Consider the following 17105-nt stretch of genomic DNA (forward strand, 5'->3'; position numbering starts at 1 on the left):
GATGGACCATGAGAGCGTTGCACACCTTCACACGGACGCTCTAGAACGACGTGGGAATCCGGATCCTGACCTGTGACAGGCACACCCTCGTACTCGCGGGCGTGCGGGCGTTTCTCTCGCGCGAGCCGGACATCCAGATCGTGGGCGAGGCGCGCGACGGCGTTGAGGCGATCAAGCAGGCCAGGAAGTCCCAGCCCGACGTGGTGCTGCTCGGCGTCTCCGACGATCTGGCCGATCTGACCGGGCTGGTACACAAGCTCACCGCCTTCGGGCTGGACTCGTCGCCGCGTGTGCTGCTGATGGCCGCGCCGGAGCACGAGAGCAGGCTGCTCGACGTCCTCCGGGCGGGCGCACGGGGCGTGGTGGGCAAGGATTCCACCGCTTCTGAGCTGGGGCGGGCGGTCCGTGCGGTGGCCGCGGGCCACGCGTGCCTGACCCCTTCGATGACCAGGCGGCTGCTCGATTGGGCGATGACCGCGGGGCCGGGCAGTACTCAGGTGCCCGTTGAGGCCGCCAGGCTCACCGGGCGCGAGCGGGAGGTGCTGGCGATGCTGGCCAAGGGGCTGACCGATGGCGACATCGCCGCCATGCTCCGGCTGTCGAAGGCGACGGTGCGATCACACGTCCATCACATGGCGGCCAAGCTCGGCGTCTCCGGCCGCGCCCAAGCCGTCGCGTTCGCCTTCCGCCACGGTCTGGTCGCCTCCCTCCCCGACGACTGACGGCCTCAGCCGCCCAAGCCCCGTCCACGCCGGGCGCACCCGTGCGCCTGCCCCTTCAACAGCTGTTGGTTTCGCGGGAAATATCACCACAAAGCGCGTCACTTCTGCCAGCACCGGGTGGAAGACGTCCGTGCTTTCCCGGCATAGCTTGTGCCGCGTGCCGTGATCTCGGCACCGGCTCCGGAGGGAGAACTCCATGATCAAGCGAATCGCCAAGAAGGGCGTGGCCAAGCTCCTGGCCCCGCACAACCACCACACCAGCCTGGCTCCGTCGTTCACCTGGAAGTAAGGCCGGTCCAAGGCCGGAGGCCGCCCGCCTCCGGCCGCCCGGCCCAGCGAAAGGAGAAAGCCGGATGGCAGCCGGACCACGTGTCACCAGCGTCGAACTCCGTCCCCTGGGTGACGAGGCGAGCCTCGTGACCACGCCCTCGGGCGCCGTCTTCGAGATCGCGGCCCCGCTGCCGGCGATCCGGGAACTTCTGGAGCGTTGTGACGGCACCCGCTCGCCCGCCGAACTCGTCCACGGCACTCCGGATCCCGGGGCGTACCAGGAGCTTCTGACCCACCTGCTGGAGACCGGCTGCCTGACCACCGGCGATGCCGAGCCGCGGCTCCCGGCGACCGTGGTCGCCGTCGGCGATGCCTTGCTGATCGACCTGGCGCGAGCGCACACACCGCTCACCGTGGCCGCTTCCGGCGAGCTGGACGCCACGCTGGCCGCGAACCCCGGCAGCGTGGTGATCGCCTTACGCGACCGGCTGGACGTGCCCTTTCTCGAATGGCTCAACGACCTTTGCGCGGCCGCGGGCGTGCGCTGGGCGCAGCTCCATCTCGACCAGGGCAGGGGATGGGCGGGCCCGGCCGTTGCACCGGGACGCGCCCCCGACTACCGCGACCTGCTCGGCCGCCGCCGTACCGCTACCGAGCTGCCCGATGTGGAGGAGGCGCTGATGGCTCCGCTCGCGTACGGCCGGCCGTACCTCCCGCCTGAGGGGGAACTGCGCTGGATGGTCTCCGCCTTCATGCTCGACCTGGACAGGTGGCTGCGCGAGGACGCGGGAGAGGCCAGGATGTCCTGGGCCGAGCTGGAGCTCGATCCGCGGACCCTGGAGACCGTCCGCCACCCCCTACTGCCGCTTCCCGATCGCCCGCTGCGTGATCCGGGGCCGCCGCTGGACCAGGAGGCGCTGGTCGACCCGCGCACCGGGCTGATCACCGGGCTGCCGGTCTTCCCGCACCACGAGTCGATCCCCCGCGACCTCGTCACGGTGCAGAGCAACGTCGCCGACATGCGCAGGCTCTACACCTGGGCCAACAACATCGTGTGCGGAGGCAGCAGGTTCGGCGATCCCGAAGGGGCCCGGCTGTCGGCGATCGGCGAGGCCGTGGAGCGCTATTGCGGCAACTGCGTCACCGACAAGGTCGACGTCCGCGAGGCCACCTTCGCGGAGCTCAAGGGCGAGCACGCCTTGGACCCCGGGCGGCTGGTGTTGTACTCGGATCGGCTGTACGACTCGCCGGGCTTTCCGTTCGTCCGCTTCGAGCCGGACCTGCCCACGCACTGGGTACGGGGCCGCTCGCTCACGGCCGGCCGGGACATCTGGGTGCCGGCCAGCCTGGTCTACGTCAACTGGTACATGGACGACTACGCGCGGGTTCCCCCGACCAACTATCTCTACTATCCGGGCATCGCCGCCGGACCGTCGCTGGAATGGGCGATCACCTCGGGCATCGAGGAGATCATCGAACGCGACATCACGATGATCTGGTGGATGAACGCGCACCCCCTGCCCGCCGTACGACCGGGAGCCGAGCTGGACGCCCTGTGGGCGGGCAGGCCCACCGAGATGGGCCAGCGCGCCCGGCTCATCCACCTGGACAACGAGTTCGGCGTCCCCGTCATGGCCGGCGTCGTGGAGAAGCCGGACGAGGGCCTGCTCAACGTGGGCTTCGCGGCCCGCCCCGACCCGGTGGAGGCGGCCAGGAAGGCGTGGACCGAGGCGCTGACCCTGCAGGACGGCAGCAGGGACCTCGACGATCCCGGCGGGCTCACGCGCACGGCCATCGCCGAGGGCTGGGTCAGCGCGCCGCTGAAGCCGTGGCGGGCCGACCGGGCCTACCTCGACAGTTACGATCCCGGCTTCCGCGACGTCAACGACCTGATGTGTCAGCAGCAGGTCTTCCTCGACCCGCGGGCGGCCGACACCGTGCGCCCCTGGCTGGACACCCCGGCGACCCGCACCATGGACGATCTTCCCCGTCTGCCCGACCGCTCTCTCAGCACGTATCAGCGGCTGGTGGAAGCGCGGGGCTACGAGATCGTCTACGTGGAGCTGACCACGCAGGACGTCGCCAAGGCCGGACTGCGCGTGGTCCGCGTGCTGATCCCGGGCCTGGTGCCGAACTTCCCGGCAGCCTTCCCCTTCCTGGGCCGCCGCCGGATCCAGGACCACCCGGTGAGCCTCGGCTGGCGGGACCGGCCCCTGGCTGAGGAGGAGCTGAACTACTTCCCCCTGCCGCACGCATGACGATCTATGTGGACGTGCCCAATCTGGGCTTCGGCCCGGCCGCCACGGCGCTGGCGGCTCTGGCGCGGATCCCGGACGAGGAGATCCACCTCCTTGCGACGGGGGAGTCGGCACGGCACCTGCTGCGCGAGCGGCCCGGCTGTGCCCACCACGACGTGAACACCCTGCGGCCGGACCTCTGCGCCGGGCTTCTGCCACCGGAAGCATTGGTCGTGTCGATCACCAACCCGGAGTTCGCGGCCTGGGCGCTGGAGCAGGGGCACGAGGTCGGCGTCGTGGACGTGCTGCCCTGGCTGTGGCCGCTCGCCCGGCCCGCGGCCGAGCCCGATCCGGCCCGCCTGCGCTTTCATCTGGTACAGGCGGGCTTCGGGCCCCATCCCCACGGCGAGCCCGTGGCGCCCATCGTCGACACCGCCCTGTGGCGTCCGGGCGCCGCGCGCCGCCCCCACCTGGCCGTCATCGGCTTCGGGGGCATGGGCATGTCGGGCACCGGCCATCACCTCGCCACCTTCGCCCGCTGGTTCCTCGCCGCCGTGCTGCCCGTGCTCGTGGAGAGGGCTCGCGTTGTGGTCGCGGGCGGCTCCAGGGACCTCACGGCGCTCCTGCCGTACGGCTGGGCGGACCATCCCGCGGTCGAGGTGCACTCCGCTGTACCGGCGGCCGGCTACGCCACGTTGATGGGCGCGGCGGGTCACGTGCTGATCCCGGCGGGGATGAGCACGCTCCACGAGTGCGCCAGCGCCGGGATCACGCCATTCGTCCTGCCCGGCTGGACCATCAGCACGATGCTGGCCACCGACCGGCTGGCCGAGGAGGGTTACCCCTATGCCTGCCCGTGGCCGGGGCAGCGGGCCGCCTTCGAGCCGGTTCTGGGCAGGCCGGAGCCCGAACTCGTCCAGCGGGCGGCCCGGATCGCGGCGGACGGGATGACCACGGCGGACTTCCTCACCTCGGCGCTGCGCCGATTCCTCGCCCGCGGCCCCGCCCACGTGCCTCTGCCCTTGGCACCCGAAACACTGCCGCGGGCCGCCGACCGTCTGGCTGAACATGTCGCCACATGGCGGACCTAACGGGGAACTCCGGGTGGGTCTCGATCGACTACCCCATCGATCCGGCAGAACCGTTCGGCGAGGAGCACACATGGACCAGCCCGCCCGGCCACTGATCGCGGTGGCCGCGCTCGTACTCGCCACGACGCTGGCCGCCTGCGCGGGCGAACCTGCCAAGCCCGCGGCCACGGGCGCCGCCAAGCCCGCGGCCGTGCGGCTGGCCGTACCGGAGACGGGCACGAGCCTGAAGCCGGACGCGTTCTGGCACTACTCCCTGGCCAGCTACGGCATCGGCGAGCACCTGCTACGGGCCCGCCCGGACGGCACGGTCGAACCCTGGCTGGCGGCCTCCATCGAGCGGACCGATCCTAAGACGTGGCGGCTGCGGCTGCGGGAGGGCGTCACCTTTCACAATGGCAAGGCCGTCGACGCCCCGGCGGTGATCCAGGCGCTGAAGAAGCGGGCAGCGCAGGGGTACGGCAACGACTCGGTCGCCAAGGCGAAGATCGAGGCGTCAGGCCCAATGGAGATCACGTTCACCTCGCAGAAGCCGACCGCCGCCATTCCGCGCGACCTGGGCTCGCTCGTGCGCTACTACCAGATCTACGACGTCGCCGCGGCCGAGACGGCGGGCGCCGACGAGAAGAAACTGCTCGCCGCGGGCATCTACACCGGTCCTTACAAACCCGTCGCCGTCGACGCCCAGTCGATCACCGCCGAGGCGTTCGCAGGCTACTGGGGCACCAAGCCCGCCCTGCCCGGCGTGCGCGTTCTCGCCATGCCCGACGCCACCGCCCGGGTGGCCGCCGTCCGCAGCGGCGAGGCCGACATCGCGATCACCCCTCCCGCCGAGATCGTGAAGACCGCCAAGCAGAACGGCCCCTTCACCTACCGGCGGGCGAGCGTCGCCAACCGCGCCGTCTTCGCGCAGTTCAACCTCCGTCGCCCGCCCTTCGACGATCCGGCGGTACGGCGGGCCTTCGCGCTGGGCCTCGACTACGCCAAGCTGCCCACGGTCGTGGCAGGCGGCGTCATCTATGAGCAGGCCACCGGCCTGGTGCCCGCCTCGCTGCCCTTCGCCGCCACGACACAGCGCAGCGAGCCGGGGGCCGCGGCGGCGTTGCTCGACGGGGCCGGGTGGAAGGCGGGCACGGACGGTGTGCGGGCCAAAGAGGGCAAACCCCTGCGCCTGACCTATCTCTTCCAGGCCGGAGACACCGAGCACGAGGCGTTCGGCATCGCGCTGCGCGAGCAGGTGCGTCCGCTCGGCTTCGACGTGACCATGGCCCGCGTCGACGACACCTACGATGCCAAGGCGTGGCCGCAGGAGTGGACGATCGTGGTGCTGTCGGTGCTGCTGGACGGCCCGAACGTGGTGGACTCGATGGCGGCCTGGCTGGGCAGCGGCGGCGGGGCGAACTTCGGTGGAGTCAAGGATCCCGAACTCGACGGCCTGATCGCCCGCATGCACTCCACCCCGCTGGACCAGGCGGGCGCCGACCTCGGCAAGGCCCAGGGAGTGATCACCGATCGGGCCTACGCGGCGGTGCTCGGGTTCCGTCCGGTCGACGCCCTCGTGAACCAACGGTTCCGGGACTTCACCCCTGACCCCGGCTTCGTCTTCATCGACGCGGCGTTCGCCGGACGCCCGTGAACCTGCGTCCGCTGTCGCGCCGCCTCGCGCAGGCGCTGGTCACCGCGCTGCTGGCGAGCGTCGTGGTGTGGGCGTTGCTGCCGCTCGTCCCCGGCGATCCGGCGGTCCGCTATCTGCAGGCCAGGCACGTCTCGGCGCCGACCGCCGAGCAGCTCGCGAAGGCCCGTGCCGATCTGGGGCTGGACCGGCCCCTGCCCGAGCAGTACGCGCGCTGGCTCGGCGGCGTGGTCCGCGGCGATCTGGGCACCTCGGCCCGGCTGGGGCTGCCGGTCACCCAGGTCATCGCCGAGCGCGCTCCGGCGACCCTGCGGCTGACGCTGGCCACCATCCTCCTGGCGCTGGTGGTCTCCGTGCCCCTCGCGCTGGCCGGCGCGGCCGTCCCCGGGCGCTGGCCGGACGCGGCCGGACGGTTCGTCGCGCTCGCCGGAGCCGCCGTGCCCTCGTTCGTGGCGGGATTGCTGCTGATCGAGTTCGTGGTCGTGCGCTGGGGAGCCGGGACCGTGGTCAGCGATGGCGGCTGGGCCCAGGTGTGGCTTCCCGCGGCGGCGCTCGCCCTGTATCCCGTCGCCCGCTGGTCACGGTTGCTGCGCGGCAGCCTGCTGGAGGCGCTGCGGGCCGAGCACGTCACCGTGGCCGCGGCTCGCGGCGCCTCCCGCCTGCGCGTTCTGCTGGTCCACGCCCTGCCGAACGCCGCGGTGCCGTTCGTGACCGTCCTGGCCATGACCGTCGGGTTTCTGCTGGGGGGTGCGGCGGTCGTCGAGAACGTCTTCTCGTGGCCGGGGCTGGGCCGCGAGATCGTGCTGGCCGTCACCGCGCGGGACCTGCCGGTCGTCCAGGGCTTCGCGCTGGTGATGAGCGTGACCTGGGTCGTGGTCAGCCTCCTGGCCGACCTGGCCGCCGTGTGGATCGACCCGAGAATGCGAACCGGGAGCCGCGCATGACCGTGCTCGAACCCGTCGCGTCGACGCCTCCCGTGCGAGGCGTGCTTCCCCGGCTGCTGCGCCGCCGCGAGGCCGCGGCCGGCCTGAGCATCCTGTGCCTGGTGTTCCTGGCCATCCTGGCCGGGCCGGCTCTGGTGCCCTACGAGCCGGACGTCGCCGACTTCGACGCGGCTCTTCGCCCGCCGGACGCCGCGCACTGGCTCGGCACCGACCAGTTCGGCCGCGACCAGCTCGCCCGCCTGCTGGACGGAGGGGCACGCTCGCTGGAGGCCACCGGGCTGGTGCTGCTCATCAGTGTGGCGGCCGGGCTGGTCGTCGGCACGCTGGCCGGGGTCGCGGGTGGCGTGATCGACGTGATCGCGATGCGGCTCGTGGACATGGCGCTCGCGGTCCCCGGTGTCGTGCTGACGCTCGCGCTGCTCGGCGCCCTGGGACCGGGATTCGGCAACCTGGTGTTCGCGCTGGCCGCGACCGCATGGCCGCCCTATGCCCGGTTGGCGCGCAGCCACGTGCTGGCCGGACGCGAGCGCCCGGACGTGCTCACCGCCCGCCTGGCGGGCGCGGGGTGGCCGCGTGCCGCCGCGGCGCATCTGCTGCCGGGCGCCGCCGCGCACGTCCTGGTCGTGGCCGCCCTGGACGTCGGACAGACGATCATGGCGGTGACCGGGCTGTCGTTCCTGGGGCTGGGCGCGCAGCCACCGCACGCCGAATGGGGAGTCATGCTGTCGGACTCCCGCATGTACCTGTCGGACGCCCCGTGGCTGCTCCTGGCCCCGTCGGCGGCGATCGTGGTGGTGATCCTGGCCGCGATCCTGCTGGGCGAGGCCACCGCGGAGGCGGCGGATCCCAGGAGGCTGCGATGAGCGCCTTGAGCGTCTCCGGGCTCGAGGTCCGCTATCCGGGAGGCGGGCACGCCGTGCGCGGAGTGGACCTGGAGGTGGCCGAAGGAGAGGTCCTCGCGCTGGCGGGTGAGTCGGGGTGCGGCAAGACGACGCTGGCGCGGGCGATGCTCGGGCTGCTGCCTCCGGGGGCGCGGTCCTCGGGCTCCATCCGGGTGGGCGGCCGGGAACTCGTCGGCGCGACCCGTCGTGCCCTGCGGGACGTCCTCGGCCTCGAGATCGGCTACGTCCCGCAGGACCCGGTCACGGCCTTCGACCCGCTGCGCCGGGTAGGTCACCACGTCGAGCAGGCATGGCGGGCGCACCGCCGTACCCCTCCGCCGGGCGCGGTCGCCGCGCTGATGAGCGAGATGGGCATCCCCGACGCGGCCGCCCGGCTACGCCAGTGGCCGCACCAGTGGAGCGGCGGCATGCTCCAGCGGGCCGCCATCGCGGCGGCGGTCGCGCACCGCCCGGCGCTGGTGGTGGCCGACGAGCCCACCAGCGCGCTCGACACCGAACTGGCGGGCTCGGTCCTGACCCTGCTGGGCGCCGCCAGCAGGAGCCTGCTGCTCATCAGCCACGACCTGGCCTTGATCGCCGAGCACGCGGACCGGGTCGGCGTCCTGTACGCCGGGCGCCTGGTGGAGGTCGGCGAGGCGGGCAAGGTGATGGCCGCACCCCGTCATCCCTACACGGCGGCTCTGGTCGCCTCCGTTCCCAAACCGGGCGCCGGCCTCCCCGAGCCGCTGCCCGGCAGGCCGCCCCCTCCCGCGGAACCCGTGGCCGGGTGCGCGTTCGCGTCCCGGTGCGCGCTGGTAACGGAGCGCTGCGGGCACGAGGTCCCGGCGCTGCGCGACGGCGTCGCCTGCTGGGCGGTGTCCCATGCCTGAGCGGAGCCCGGTCATCGAGGTCCGTGGAGTCAGCCGGGGATATGCCCTGGGGCGTCGCCGTATCCAGGCCGTGCGCCATGCCGACCTGGCGGTGCGCGAGGGAGAGATCGTCGGTGTCCACGGCCCGTCCGGCTCGGGCAAGTCCACGCTGCTGCGCCTGCTCGCCGCCGTGGAGCCACCCGACGAGGGTAAGGTCCTGCTCGGCGGACGTGCCGCCTGGAGTCGCCGGTACGGCCGGCCGTACCGTGACCCGCCCCGGCCCGGCTACGTGATGCCCGTCTTCCAGAACCCGTTCGCCAGCCTCGACGTGCGCTGGCCCATCTGGCGCAGCGTCGCCGAGCCGGTGGCCATCGCCGGCAGCCTGCCGCGGGCCGGGCGGCGCGCGCTGGCCGCCGAGCGGCTCGACGCCGTGGGGCTCGGCGGCCTCGATCTGGACGCGACTCCCTCTGAGCTGTCGATCGGGCAATGCCAGCGGGTCGCGGTCGCCCGGGCGCTGGCCGCCTCGCCCGCCGCGGTGGTGGCCGACGAGCCGACGAGCGCGCTGGACGTCACCACCGTGGCGGGGATGTTGCGCCTGTTCAAGCAGGTGACGGCGGACGGCACCGCGCTCGTGCTGGTCAGCCACGACCAGAACATGCTCCACGCGCTCTGCGACCGGGTGTACGCCATGGGGGCGGGACGTCTTGAAATGATAGCTTACTAGTATGCTAGCAAGCTATGAAGCCTCAACAGTTCAACGTCTACCTTCCGCCCGAGCTGATCAGAGCGGTGAAGCACGCCGCCATCGACAGCGGCATCACCCTGTCCGCGCTGGTGGAACGTGCGCTGCGGGAGCACCTGGCGACGCTCGGCGGCACGGAGAACGAGGAATCATGATCGTGATGCCGGTGGTCTACACCTCGGACGTCGAGCGGGCCTCGGGCTTCTACCGGGCCCTGGGGCTGGCCGTACGGGCCGAAGGACGCAGCGGGAAATGGGCCGAGCTCGCCGCGGACGGCGGTGGCTGGGTAGGGCTGCACGTCGGCGCGCCCGCGGGCGACACGCCGCCGCCGGAGCCCGACGCGCCGCTGCCGGCGGGCGCGGTGGCGCTCTGCATGGTCAGTGAGGAGTCCCTGGACGACCTCGTGACCCGCATGGGCGAAGCAGGCGTCGCGCCCGTGCGCGGGGTCGCCGACGAGGCGTTCGGGCGCTCGGTCGTCTTCGCCGACCCCGACGGCCTGCTGATCCAGATCAATGAGCACGACGAGGAGCTCTACACCTGAGACGGAGAACGACATGATGGTGCATCGCCGCCTGCTGGCCCTGGCAGGCGACATCCGCTTACCGCTGACGCTCAACATCGCTCTGGGCCTGGCCGTGACGGCGACCTACATCGCCCAGGGCGTGCTGGTGGCGCTGGTGTTCGCCCGCCTGCTGACCGGGCAGGGCCTCGGCGACGGGCTGTGGCTGCTGGTCTGGCTGGCCGCCGTGGTGGCCGGCCGGCTCGTGCTCCTGGTGCTCGCGGAGGTGGCGGCGCAGCACACGGCCCACGCCGTCAAGGAACGGGTACGCGGCCGCCTCTACCAGAAGCTGTTGCTGCTCGGGCCCGGATACCTGACGCTGCGGCGCAGCGGGGACGTGCGCACCGTGCTCGTCGACGGGGTCGAGGCCCTGGAGGCGTACTACAGCCGCTACCTGCCGACCGTGGCCTTGAGCCTGCTCGGTCCCGCCGGCATCCTGATCTATCTGGCCACCCGCGACCCGATCTCGGTGGCGCTGATCGGGATCTGCATCCTGCTGGTCCTGCTCAGCCCGCGTCTGCTGGACAAGATGCTCGCCCGCAAGGGCGAGGAGAACTGGCAGGCGTACGGCCGGCTCAGCTCCGACTACCTCGACGTCATGCAGGGCATGACCACCCTCAAGGCGTTCAACGCCACCGCGCGCGAACGGGTCTCCCTGTCGGAGAGGGCCGAGGAGCTCCGCGGGGCGACCATGCGCCAGCTCGCGGTCTCCTTGGTCGACACCGGAGTCACCACGCTGGGCATGCTCGCCGGGCCCGCGCTCGCGGTCGGCGTGGCGGCGCTGCGCCTGGCCGCGGGCTCCGTCGACCTGCTGACGCTCCTGATCGTGCTCGTCCTGGCCCGCGAGTGCTTCCGGCCGCTGGGCGACCTGTCGAAGTACTGGCACGCCGGATACACCGGCATCTCCTCCAGCAAGCAGATCGACGAGCTCCTGCACGCCGGGCAACTGGTGGAAGAGCCCGAGTCGCCCAGGCCGCTGGGGCAGCCGCGGGTGAGCTTCGACCGGGTCACCTTCCGCTACCCGGGGCGGGAACACCCCGCCGTGCGCGACTTCACCTTGGACATCGAACCGGGTGAGACCGTGGCCGTGGTCGGGCCGTCAGGCGCGGGCAAGACCACGCTGGTGGCACTTTTGCTGCGCTACTTCGACGCCGGCGAAGGGCGTGTGCGGATCGGCGGAGTCGACGTCCGCGAGGCCGCCCTGGCCGACGTGCGCGCGATGGTGGCGGTCGTGGCCCAGGACACCTACCTGTTCACCGGCACCGTCGCCGAGAACATCCGGCTCGGCCGTCCGGACGCGAGCGACGAGGAGGTCGTCGAGGCCGCGCGGGCGGCCGGCATCCACGACTTCATCGCGGCCCTGCCCGACGGATACGCCACCGAGGTGAGCGAACGGGGCCTGACGCTCTCGGGCGGTCAGCGCCAGCGCATCGCGATCGCCCGCGCCCTGCTCAAGGACGCGCCGATTCTGGTGCTCGACGAGGCGACCTCCAGCGTGGACGCCGCCGGCGAGGCCGTCATCCAGGACGCGTTGCGGCGCGTCACCACCGGGCGCACCACGCTGGTCGTCGCCCACCGGCTGTCCACGGTCCGCGACGCCGACCGGATCGTGCTCATGCGGGACGGCGCCATCCGCGAGATCGGTGACCACCGCGAGCTCATGCGACGCGACGGCGACTACGCGCGGCTCGTCGCCGCGCAGGAGGTGACGGGATGAACGCCCCCTCGGTTCCCGCACGGCCCATTCTGGCGCTGGTGCCCATGGTGTTCGGCCAGCCGGTGCTCGCCGGGCTGACCCTGCTGTCCGGCCTGCTCTCCCACGGCTTCGGCGTCGCCGCCGCCGCCGTGGGCGCGTGGATGGTCGGCGAGGCCGTCACCGGCTCCGGAGCCGGTCCGCTGACCACGATCTTCTGGCTGCTGGTCACACTGGTCGTCGCAGCGGCGCTGGCCCGCTGGTGGCAGATGTGGGTGGCGCACGACCTGGCCTATCGGCTGCTCGCGCTGATGCGGGTGCGGCTGTTCGACGGCCTGGAACGGCGGGCCCCCGGCTACCTCCTCGGCCGCCGCACCGGCGATCTGGCCGGAACGGTCATGGCGGACGTGGAGACCACCGAGTGGTTCTACGCGCACACCGTCATCGACTACGCCGTGGCGGCGCTGGTGGCCTCCGCCTCGACCGCCGTGCTGGCCTTCTTCCACCCGCTGCTGGCCTTGCTGGTCGGCGTGTTCCTGGTGCTGATGGCCACGGTACCGGTGTGGCTGGCGGGCAAGGCCGACGAGCAGGGCGCGAAGCTGCGCGAAGAGCTGGGCGTTCTGGGAGCAGAGGTCGTCGACGGCGTGCAGGGCATGCGCGAACTGGTGAGCTTCGGCCGCGGCTCCGACTACGCGCGCCGGCTGCGCGAGCGCACCGCCTCCCTCCAGGCACGGCAACTCGCCTACGGCCGCCGCTCGGGCGTAGAGGCCGCGGTCACCGACGGACTGGTCGCGGGCGGGCTGGTCGGGGTGCTGGTGCTGGCGGCCGTGCTCGTGACCTCGGGAGAGCTGACCGTCGCGCTGTTGCCGGCCGTGGTGGTCCTCGCGTTCTCGGCGTTCGGCCCGGTGATCGAGGTCTCGGGGACCGCACGGGCGCTGGGACAGATCCGCGCCGCCTCCCGCCGCATCTTCGCCGTCACCCGGCAGCGCCCCGCCGTCGACGACGGCGACGCCCGCGCGCCGCGCGAGCCGCTTGCCCCGCACGTGGAGTTCAGGGACGTCCGCTTCGCCTACGGCTCCGGCGGGCCGCCCGCCCTCGACGGTGCCTCCTTCGAGGTACGGCCCGGCGAGACGGTCGCCCTCGTCGGCCACTCGGGAGCGGGCAAATCCACCTGCGCCCACCTGCTCCTGCGCTTCTGGGACACGCAGGAGGGGGCGGTGGCGATCGGCGGGCGGGACTTGCGCACCCTGCCCCAGGAGCACATCAGGGAACTGGTCGCGATCGTGCCGCAGGACGTCTACCTGTTCAACCGGTCGGTGGGGGAGAACATCAGACTCGGTCGTCCCGACGCCGGCGACGACGAGGTGGCCGAGGCCGCCCGGCAGGCTCGGGCGGACGAGTTCATCGCCCGGCTGCCCGAAGGGTTCGAGACCATGTGCGGTGAGAGAGGGGCCCAGCTGTCCGGCGGGCAGCGTCAGCGCATCGCGATCGCCCGCGCGTTGCTCCGCGACTGCCCGATCCTCATCCTCGACGAGGCGGTCTCCAACCTCGACGCGGAGAACGAGGAGGCGCTGCAGGCCGCCGTGCGAGCCGTCCGGCGGGGACGGACCACGCTGCTCATCGCCCATCGCCTGTCCACGATCAGGACCGCCGACCGGATCGTGGTCCTCGACCGGGGGAAGGTCGCCGAGCAGGGCACTCACGAGGAACTGGTCGCCGCCGGCGGCGCCTACGTACGATTGCTGGCCCGGCAGGTCGGCGGCGTCCTGGACGGCGCCGAGGAGCCAAGCTGACGTGAGCGGCGCCGGAACGCGGTCCCGCGGTGGTCAGTCGCGCAGGACCGCGTGGCCGGTGAGGCTGACGCGCACGGTCCGCCCCAGAACGGCACGGCTGTCCATCAGGCGGGAGCCGATGGCGACGCCGACATCGTGCCGGTCGATCCTGCCCATCGCGGAGACGAACAGCCGCGTCCCGCCTCCCGGGACTTCCTCGGGCTCGAGCCAGCGCACGTCCAGGCGGAGCGCGCCGATGTTCTGGCGCACAGTGAGCGCGCCGTCGGCCATCAGCCCCCGGGCCGCCGATCGCACCTTCTCCGCGCGGTAGCGCATCTCCGGGAAGGACTCGACGTCGAAGAAGGCGGGGGAGCGCAGGAAGGCGTCGCGCTCCGGGTCGCCGGTGTCGATCGAGGCCATCTCGATGGCGGCGTCGGCGGACGACCGGAGGAGGTCGGGTTCCACGATGATCTCTCCCGCGAACGCGTTGAACCGTCCGCTCACGGTGCGCAGGGTCAGATGGCTCAGCCGGAACGTCAGCCGGGCCGTGGCCGCATCGATTCCCCAGCTGCCGGGCTTGACCTCAGGGATATCGCTCACGGGTTGCGGCTCGCCTCCATCACGGCCCGCACGAGGCTCCGGGGAGCCAGCCGGGCGAAGGCGGCCGACGTCTTGTTCCGGCGGCCGGGTATGCACACCGGGCGGCCGGCGGACACCGCGGCCAGGCCGTCGCGCACCACCCGGCCGGCGTCCTGAACGCGCCGCGCCGGGTCGGCGGCGGCCGCCGTGAAGCCGGGCAGCAGCGCCGTCACCGTCACCCCGTACCTGCGCACCTCCATGTGGACGGCTTGGCTGAAGGCGGTCAAGAAGGAGTACGCGGCCCCGTAGGTCGCCCCGAACGGCGTCGGGGCCTCACCGGCGATCGACGAGACGTTGACGATGGCGCCTTTGCCGCGATCGAGCATGACCGGAAGCACGCTGTGCGTCAGCCGGACGGGCACCACGGCGTTCAGTTCCACCTGGGCGACCTCGCCGGCGATCGGCAGCTTCGCGAACAGGCCGGAGGTCAGCGCGCCCGCGTTGTTGACCAGGATGTCGACGGGACGGGTGGCGTCCGCCAGCCGCTCCTCGACGGCCGCCGCCTGCGTCCGGTCGGTGAGGTCGCCGGGCAGGACCTCCGTCACCGTGCTGAACGCGTCCTTCAGATCGGCGGCCAGCGCGTCGAGCCGGTCGGCGCCACGCGCCACCACGACCAGGTCGTGGCCGCGGCGGGCCAGCTCCCGTGCGAACGCCTCGCCGATCCCGGTGGAAGCCCCGGTCACCAGCGCTGTGGGGCGGTCTTCCTGCCGCATGTCCGGCATCCTTTCCCGACGGATATGGGGCCGACGTTATGCGGCGCCGCCGTCACCGTCTTCCACACCCGTTGCCCCGGGGGCGCGCTGTTCGTGGACCCGACGAGAACGGGGCCTGACTCCCACCCCAAGCCCGGGGGGCGCGCGTACGGGCGGGTGGCCGGTGCGCTCGTCAGGGGTGGAGCAGGGTGGTCGCGAGGATCCAGGCGAGCCATTCCTCGTACGCGGCCTCGGTCCATCCGCAGACCTCGGTCAGCTTCTCGAAGTTCTCGGTCGAGGTGAGGACGTAGATCTGCGCGGCCGCTCCGGCGGGCGTGAGGCCCGGCCGCAGGGCGCCGAGCTCGTGCAGGTGGCGGGCCGGTGCGTGGCTGCCCTTCAGCCTTTCGTGTTCGATGTCGGTCAGGACTTCCTGGAGTCCCGCGTCGGTGGGGGAGGCGGCGGCGGCCGCGCGCAGGACGCGGTGCACGGGCTGGATGCGCCGGAGGATGCCGGTGGCCATCGTGGCGTACCCGGCCAGCTTGCGCACGGGGTCCGGCTCGTCGATGATCGCCTGGACTTCGGGGCGGCCGCTCTGCGGCAGGGGACGGGCGTCGCCGGCCAAGGTGATGTCGTAGACGAGCTTGGCCAGGGCGGGCTTGCCGCCGGGGGAGGACGTGTACAGCGTCTGGAGTGCCACGCCGGCCTCGCGGGCGACCTCGGCCATGGTCGTGTCGGCGTAGCCCTTCCCGATCATCAGTTTCCGCGCGGCGTCCGCGATCTTCCGGCGCGTGGCCTCGGCCTGCTCCTGGCGTAGGGCGCTGGTGTACGGGCGGCGCTTGCTCTGCTCAGTCATCGCGCACCATGATTCCAGAGACATATTGACTGTATAAGCGTCTAATGAAAATGTGTGCGTCTAGTTAACTTGTGACAAGGGAGGGTGTGCCGTGTCCGTGGTGTACGCCGCGTCCAGGGTGGTCGCGCTGCTGCTGGTCGGCCTGTACGCGGGCGGCGTGGTGTTCGTGGTGCTCGCTCCTTCCGTGGCGCGCCTGCCGGGACCCGCGTACGTCCGGTATTGGCAGGCGCTCAACACCGACTACGGCCGGGCCATGCCGCCGCTGCTGCTGGCCGGCATCGCTGCCCTGGTCGTCGTGGCGGCCTGGTCGTGGCGCCGCGGATGGTTCGCCTTCGGTCTCGTCGTGGCGGCCCTGGTCATGGTGATCCTCGGCGTGGTCCTCACCTTGACGGGCCTGGATTCACTCAACCGGGTCGTGGACGGCTGGGATCCCGACCTCCTGCCCGACGGCTGGGAAGAGAGCCGGCGGCGGTGGCTGGGCCTGCACCTCGTCCGTAGCGCACTCGCGTTGGCGGCGTTCGCCTGCCTGGTCATCGCCCAGACCTTCGACCGCGGCTGAGTGTCGGAGGTCCCGACGATCGGATCAGTCACGGCCGGGACGGGCGAGGGCGTCCACCAGAGTGCGGAGCCCGGTCAGGAAGGCGCTCTCATGATCGAACGCGCGGAACACGCGGCGGATGCGTTCCGGGTCCTGCGCCGCGGACGCCAGCAGTTCCTCGCGGGAACTGCGTCGTTCGGGGTGGCGGCGGGCAGGAAGCTCAGGTGGCCGAGAACGTACCACCAGAGCTTGAGGTAGGCGTCGGTGGCGCGGTGGTCGTCGAGACCGAGGCCGCGGAAGCGGCTCGGCTGGGAAGCGTTCGCGGTTGTAGCGGCGTCGGCGGTTGTCGCCGCAGTCGACCGCGTCGGCGCGTTCGCCGGGGGGTGGGCGCTGCCGCCGCAGTAACGGCGGGGGCCGCTCACGAACGGCTCTGCCGTCTCTTGGCGGCCACCATCTCCACGGCCTCAACGCTGTCGGAGTCGGTTACATGGGAGTACGGATCCTGCGAGGTCACTGAGGCGTGACCGGCGATCTCCTGCACCACCCGGCGATCCACCTGAGTGATCGGGATAAGGATGTCGAGATTCTTGCGCTGCGCCATCAGCTCATGGTCCTGCAACGGCAGTTCGGCGCCGATGCGCGGGTGAGATTCACCCCTGAAGACCGCTTCTTCCTGGCGGCGCTCCTGACTTCGCTGCTCCGAGCGGTCCTGTGCCGGCTTCGGCTTGTCGTCCGCCCGGACATCATCCTGCGCTGGCATCCCGAGATCGTGAAACGGCAGCATACCCGGACCTGCCGGCCAAAGCGGGGAGGGCGCCCGCGCACGGTCCGCTCCGTCCGCGCGCGCTCGTGCTGCGCTTGGTCCAGGAGGACCCGTCTTGGGGATATCGGCGGGTGTACGGCGAGCTCACCACGCTCGGCCTGAAGGTCGCGCCATCCACGGTCTGGGAGATCCTCAAGCGCGAAGGCATCG

At 72.0% G+C, this 17105-nt stretch carries 18 protein-coding genes; 13 read left to right on the plus strand and 5 right to left on the minus strand.

What is annotated here, in order from left to right:
* Positions 1-50: 50 nt before the first annotated feature.
* From ACFWY5_RS41175 to cydC, 12 genes are all read left to right on the plus strand, one after another.
* A complete protein-coding gene (locus tag ACFWY5_RS41175; protein ID WP_379611092.1) occupies positions 51-722 on the plus strand; it encodes a response regulator transcription factor in 672 nt (223 codons plus the stop codon).
* Between the two features lie 353 nt (positions 723-1075).
* Positions 1076-3250, plus strand: a complete 2175-nt coding sequence (locus tag ACFWY5_RS41180; protein WP_379638071.1) for a YcaO-like family protein — start codon at positions 1076-1078, stop codon at positions 3248-3250.
* Positions 3247-4320: a hypothetical protein gene (locus tag ACFWY5_RS41185; RefSeq protein WP_379638072.1), complete on the plus strand. Its 1074-nt coding sequence runs from the start codon at positions 3247-3249 to the stop codon at positions 4318-4320. Before ACFWY5_RS41180 ends, ACFWY5_RS41185 begins: the two co-directional genes overlap by 4 nt.
* A gap of 70 nt (positions 4321-4390) precedes the next feature.
* Positions 4391-5953 (plus strand): ABC transporter substrate-binding protein, encoded by a 1563-nt coding sequence (locus ACFWY5_RS41190; protein WP_379638073.1) that lies wholly within the window; start codon positions 4391-4393, stop codon positions 5951-5953.
* On the plus strand, positions 5950-6894 hold the full coding sequence (locus ACFWY5_RS41195; protein WP_379611097.1) for an ABC transporter permease: 945 nt from the start codon (positions 5950-5952) through the stop codon (positions 6892-6894). Before ACFWY5_RS41190 ends, ACFWY5_RS41195 begins: the two co-directional genes overlap by 4 nt.
* Positions 6891-7757, plus strand: coding sequence for an ABC transporter permease (locus ACFWY5_RS41200; RefSeq protein ID WP_379638074.1), 867 nt, complete (start codon positions 6891-6893; stop codon positions 7755-7757). Before ACFWY5_RS41195 ends, ACFWY5_RS41200 begins: the two co-directional genes overlap by 4 nt.
* Positions 7754-8665: an ABC transporter ATP-binding protein gene (locus ACFWY5_RS41205; protein WP_379611100.1), complete on the plus strand. Its 912-nt coding sequence runs from the start codon at positions 7754-7756 to the stop codon at positions 8663-8665. Before ACFWY5_RS41200 ends, ACFWY5_RS41205 begins: the two co-directional genes overlap by 4 nt.
* Positions 8658-9368, plus strand: a complete 711-nt coding sequence (locus ACFWY5_RS41210) for an ATP-binding cassette domain-containing protein (protein ID WP_379638075.1) — start codon at positions 8658-8660, stop codon at positions 9366-9368. Before ACFWY5_RS41205 ends, ACFWY5_RS41210 begins: the two co-directional genes overlap by 8 nt.
* Before the next feature lie 14 nt (positions 9369-9382).
* Positions 9383-9541, plus strand: coding sequence for a CopG family transcriptional regulator (locus ACFWY5_RS41215; RefSeq protein WP_379611102.1), 159 nt, complete (start codon positions 9383-9385; stop codon positions 9539-9541).
* Entirely contained in the window at positions 9538-9927 is a 390-nt protein-coding gene (locus ACFWY5_RS41220; RefSeq protein ID WP_379638076.1) for a VOC family protein, read from the plus strand. Before ACFWY5_RS41215 ends, ACFWY5_RS41220 begins: the two co-directional genes overlap by 4 nt.
* A 13-nt stretch (positions 9928-9940) precedes the next feature.
* A complete protein-coding gene (gene cydD, locus ACFWY5_RS41225; RefSeq protein WP_379611104.1) occupies positions 9941-11662 on the plus strand; it encodes a thiol reductant ABC exporter subunit CydD in 1722 nt (573 codons plus the stop codon).
* Positions 11659-13431 carry a thiol reductant ABC exporter subunit CydC gene (gene cydC, locus ACFWY5_RS41230; RefSeq protein WP_379611105.1) on the plus strand — a complete coding sequence of 591 codons (1773 nt, stop codon included), beginning with the start codon at positions 11659-11661 and terminating at the stop codon, positions 13429-13431. The genes cydD and cydC overlap by 4 nt, the downstream gene beginning before the upstream one ends.
* Before the next feature lie 33 nt (positions 13432-13464).
* Here the strand turns inward: cydC and ACFWY5_RS41235 are convergent, their stop codons facing one another.
* From ACFWY5_RS41235 to ACFWY5_RS41245, 3 genes are all read right to left on the minus strand, one after another.
* Positions 13465-14010, minus strand: a complete 546-nt coding sequence (locus ACFWY5_RS41235) for a YceI family protein (RefSeq protein ID WP_379638077.1) — start codon at positions 14008-14010, stop codon at positions 13465-13467.
* The gene (locus ACFWY5_RS41240) at positions 14007-14762 is read right to left on the minus strand and encodes an SDR family NAD(P)-dependent oxidoreductase (protein ID WP_379638078.1); all 756 of its coding nucleotides are present in this window, start codon (positions 14760-14762) and stop codon (positions 14007-14009) included. The genes ACFWY5_RS41235 and ACFWY5_RS41240 overlap by 4 nt, the downstream gene beginning before the upstream one ends.
* A gap of 172 nt (positions 14763-14934) precedes the next feature.
* Positions 14935-15594, minus strand: coding sequence for a TetR/AcrR family transcriptional regulator (locus ACFWY5_RS41245; RefSeq protein WP_379638079.1), 660 nt, complete (start codon positions 15592-15594; stop codon positions 14935-14937).
* Between the two features lie 91 nt (positions 15595-15685).
* Between ACFWY5_RS41245 and ACFWY5_RS41250 the strand changes: the two genes are divergently transcribed.
* Positions 15686-16153, plus strand: coding sequence for an anthrone oxygenase family protein (locus tag ACFWY5_RS41250; protein ID WP_379638080.1), 468 nt, complete (start codon positions 15686-15688; stop codon positions 16151-16153).
* A gap of 24 nt (positions 16154-16177) precedes the next feature.
* On the opposite strand, the gene ACFWY5_RS41255 is transcribed toward ACFWY5_RS41250, so the two are convergent.
* Together ACFWY5_RS41255 and ACFWY5_RS41260 are read right to left on the minus strand one after the other, a co-directional pair.
* The gene (locus tag ACFWY5_RS41255; RefSeq protein ID WP_379638081.1) at positions 16178-16375 is read right to left on the minus strand and encodes a hypothetical protein; all 198 of its coding nucleotides are present in this window, start codon (positions 16373-16375) and stop codon (positions 16178-16180) included.
* A 175-nt stretch (positions 16376-16550) separates the two neighbouring features.
* Positions 16551-16916 carry a hypothetical protein gene (locus ACFWY5_RS41260; protein WP_379638082.1) on the minus strand — a complete coding sequence of 122 codons (366 nt, stop codon included), beginning with the start codon at positions 16914-16916 and terminating at the stop codon, positions 16551-16553.
* Positions 16917-17105 lie beyond the last annotated feature (189 nt).

The sequence above is a fragment of the Nonomuraea sp. NPDC059007 genome, from assembly GCF_042740555.1.
In the GTDB taxonomy this organism is placed as follows: domain Bacteria; phylum Actinomycetota; class Actinomycetes; order Streptosporangiales; family Streptosporangiaceae; genus Nonomuraea.

Bases quoted from the DNA above. Each gene is read 5' to 3' on its own strand.
- ACFWY5_RS41210 (WP_379638075.1), top strand. From the start codon at position 8,658: ATGCCTGAGCGGAGCCCGGTCATCGAGGTCCGTGGAGTCAGCCGGGGA.
- ACFWY5_RS41220 (WP_379638076.1), top strand. From the start codon at position 9,538: ATGATCGTGATGCCGGTGGTCTACACCTCGGACGTCGAGCGGGCCTCG.
- ACFWY5_RS41190 (WP_379638073.1), top strand. From the start codon at position 4,391: ATGGACCAGCCCGCCCGGCCACTGATCGCGGTGGCCGCGCTCGTACTC.
- cydC (WP_379611105.1), top strand. From the start codon at position 11,659: ATGAACGCCCCCTCGGTTCCCGCACGGCCCATTCTGGCGCTGGTGCCC.
- ACFWY5_RS41180 (WP_379638071.1), top strand. From the start codon at position 1,076: ATGGCAGCCGGACCACGTGTCACCAGCGTCGAACTCCGTCCCCTGGGT.
- ACFWY5_RS41260 (WP_379638082.1), bottom strand. From the start codon at position 16,916: ATGCTGCCGTTTCACGATCTCGGGATGCCAGCGCAGGATGATGTCCGG.
- ACFWY5_RS41200 (WP_379638074.1), top strand. From the start codon at position 6,891: ATGACCGTGCTCGAACCCGTCGCGTCGACGCCTCCCGTGCGAGGCGTG.
- ACFWY5_RS41245 (WP_379638079.1), bottom strand. From the start codon at position 15,594: ATGACTGAGCAGAGCAAGCGCCGCCCGTACACCAGCGCCCTACGCCAG.
- ACFWY5_RS41185 (WP_379638072.1), top strand. From the start codon at position 3,247: ATGACGATCTATGTGGACGTGCCCAATCTGGGCTTCGGCCCGGCCGCC.
- cydD (WP_379611104.1), top strand. From the start codon at position 9,941: ATGATGGTGCATCGCCGCCTGCTGGCCCTGGCAGGCGACATCCGCTTA.
- ACFWY5_RS41215 (WP_379611102.1), top strand. From the start codon at position 9,383: ATGAAGCCTCAACAGTTCAACGTCTACCTTCCGCCCGAGCTGATCAGA.
- ACFWY5_RS41240 (WP_379638078.1), bottom strand. From the start codon at position 14,762: ATGCGGCAGGAAGACCGCCCCACAGCGCTGGTGACCGGGGCTTCCACC.
- ACFWY5_RS41205 (WP_379611100.1), top strand. From the start codon at position 7,754: ATGAGCGCCTTGAGCGTCTCCGGGCTCGAGGTCCGCTATCCGGGAGGC.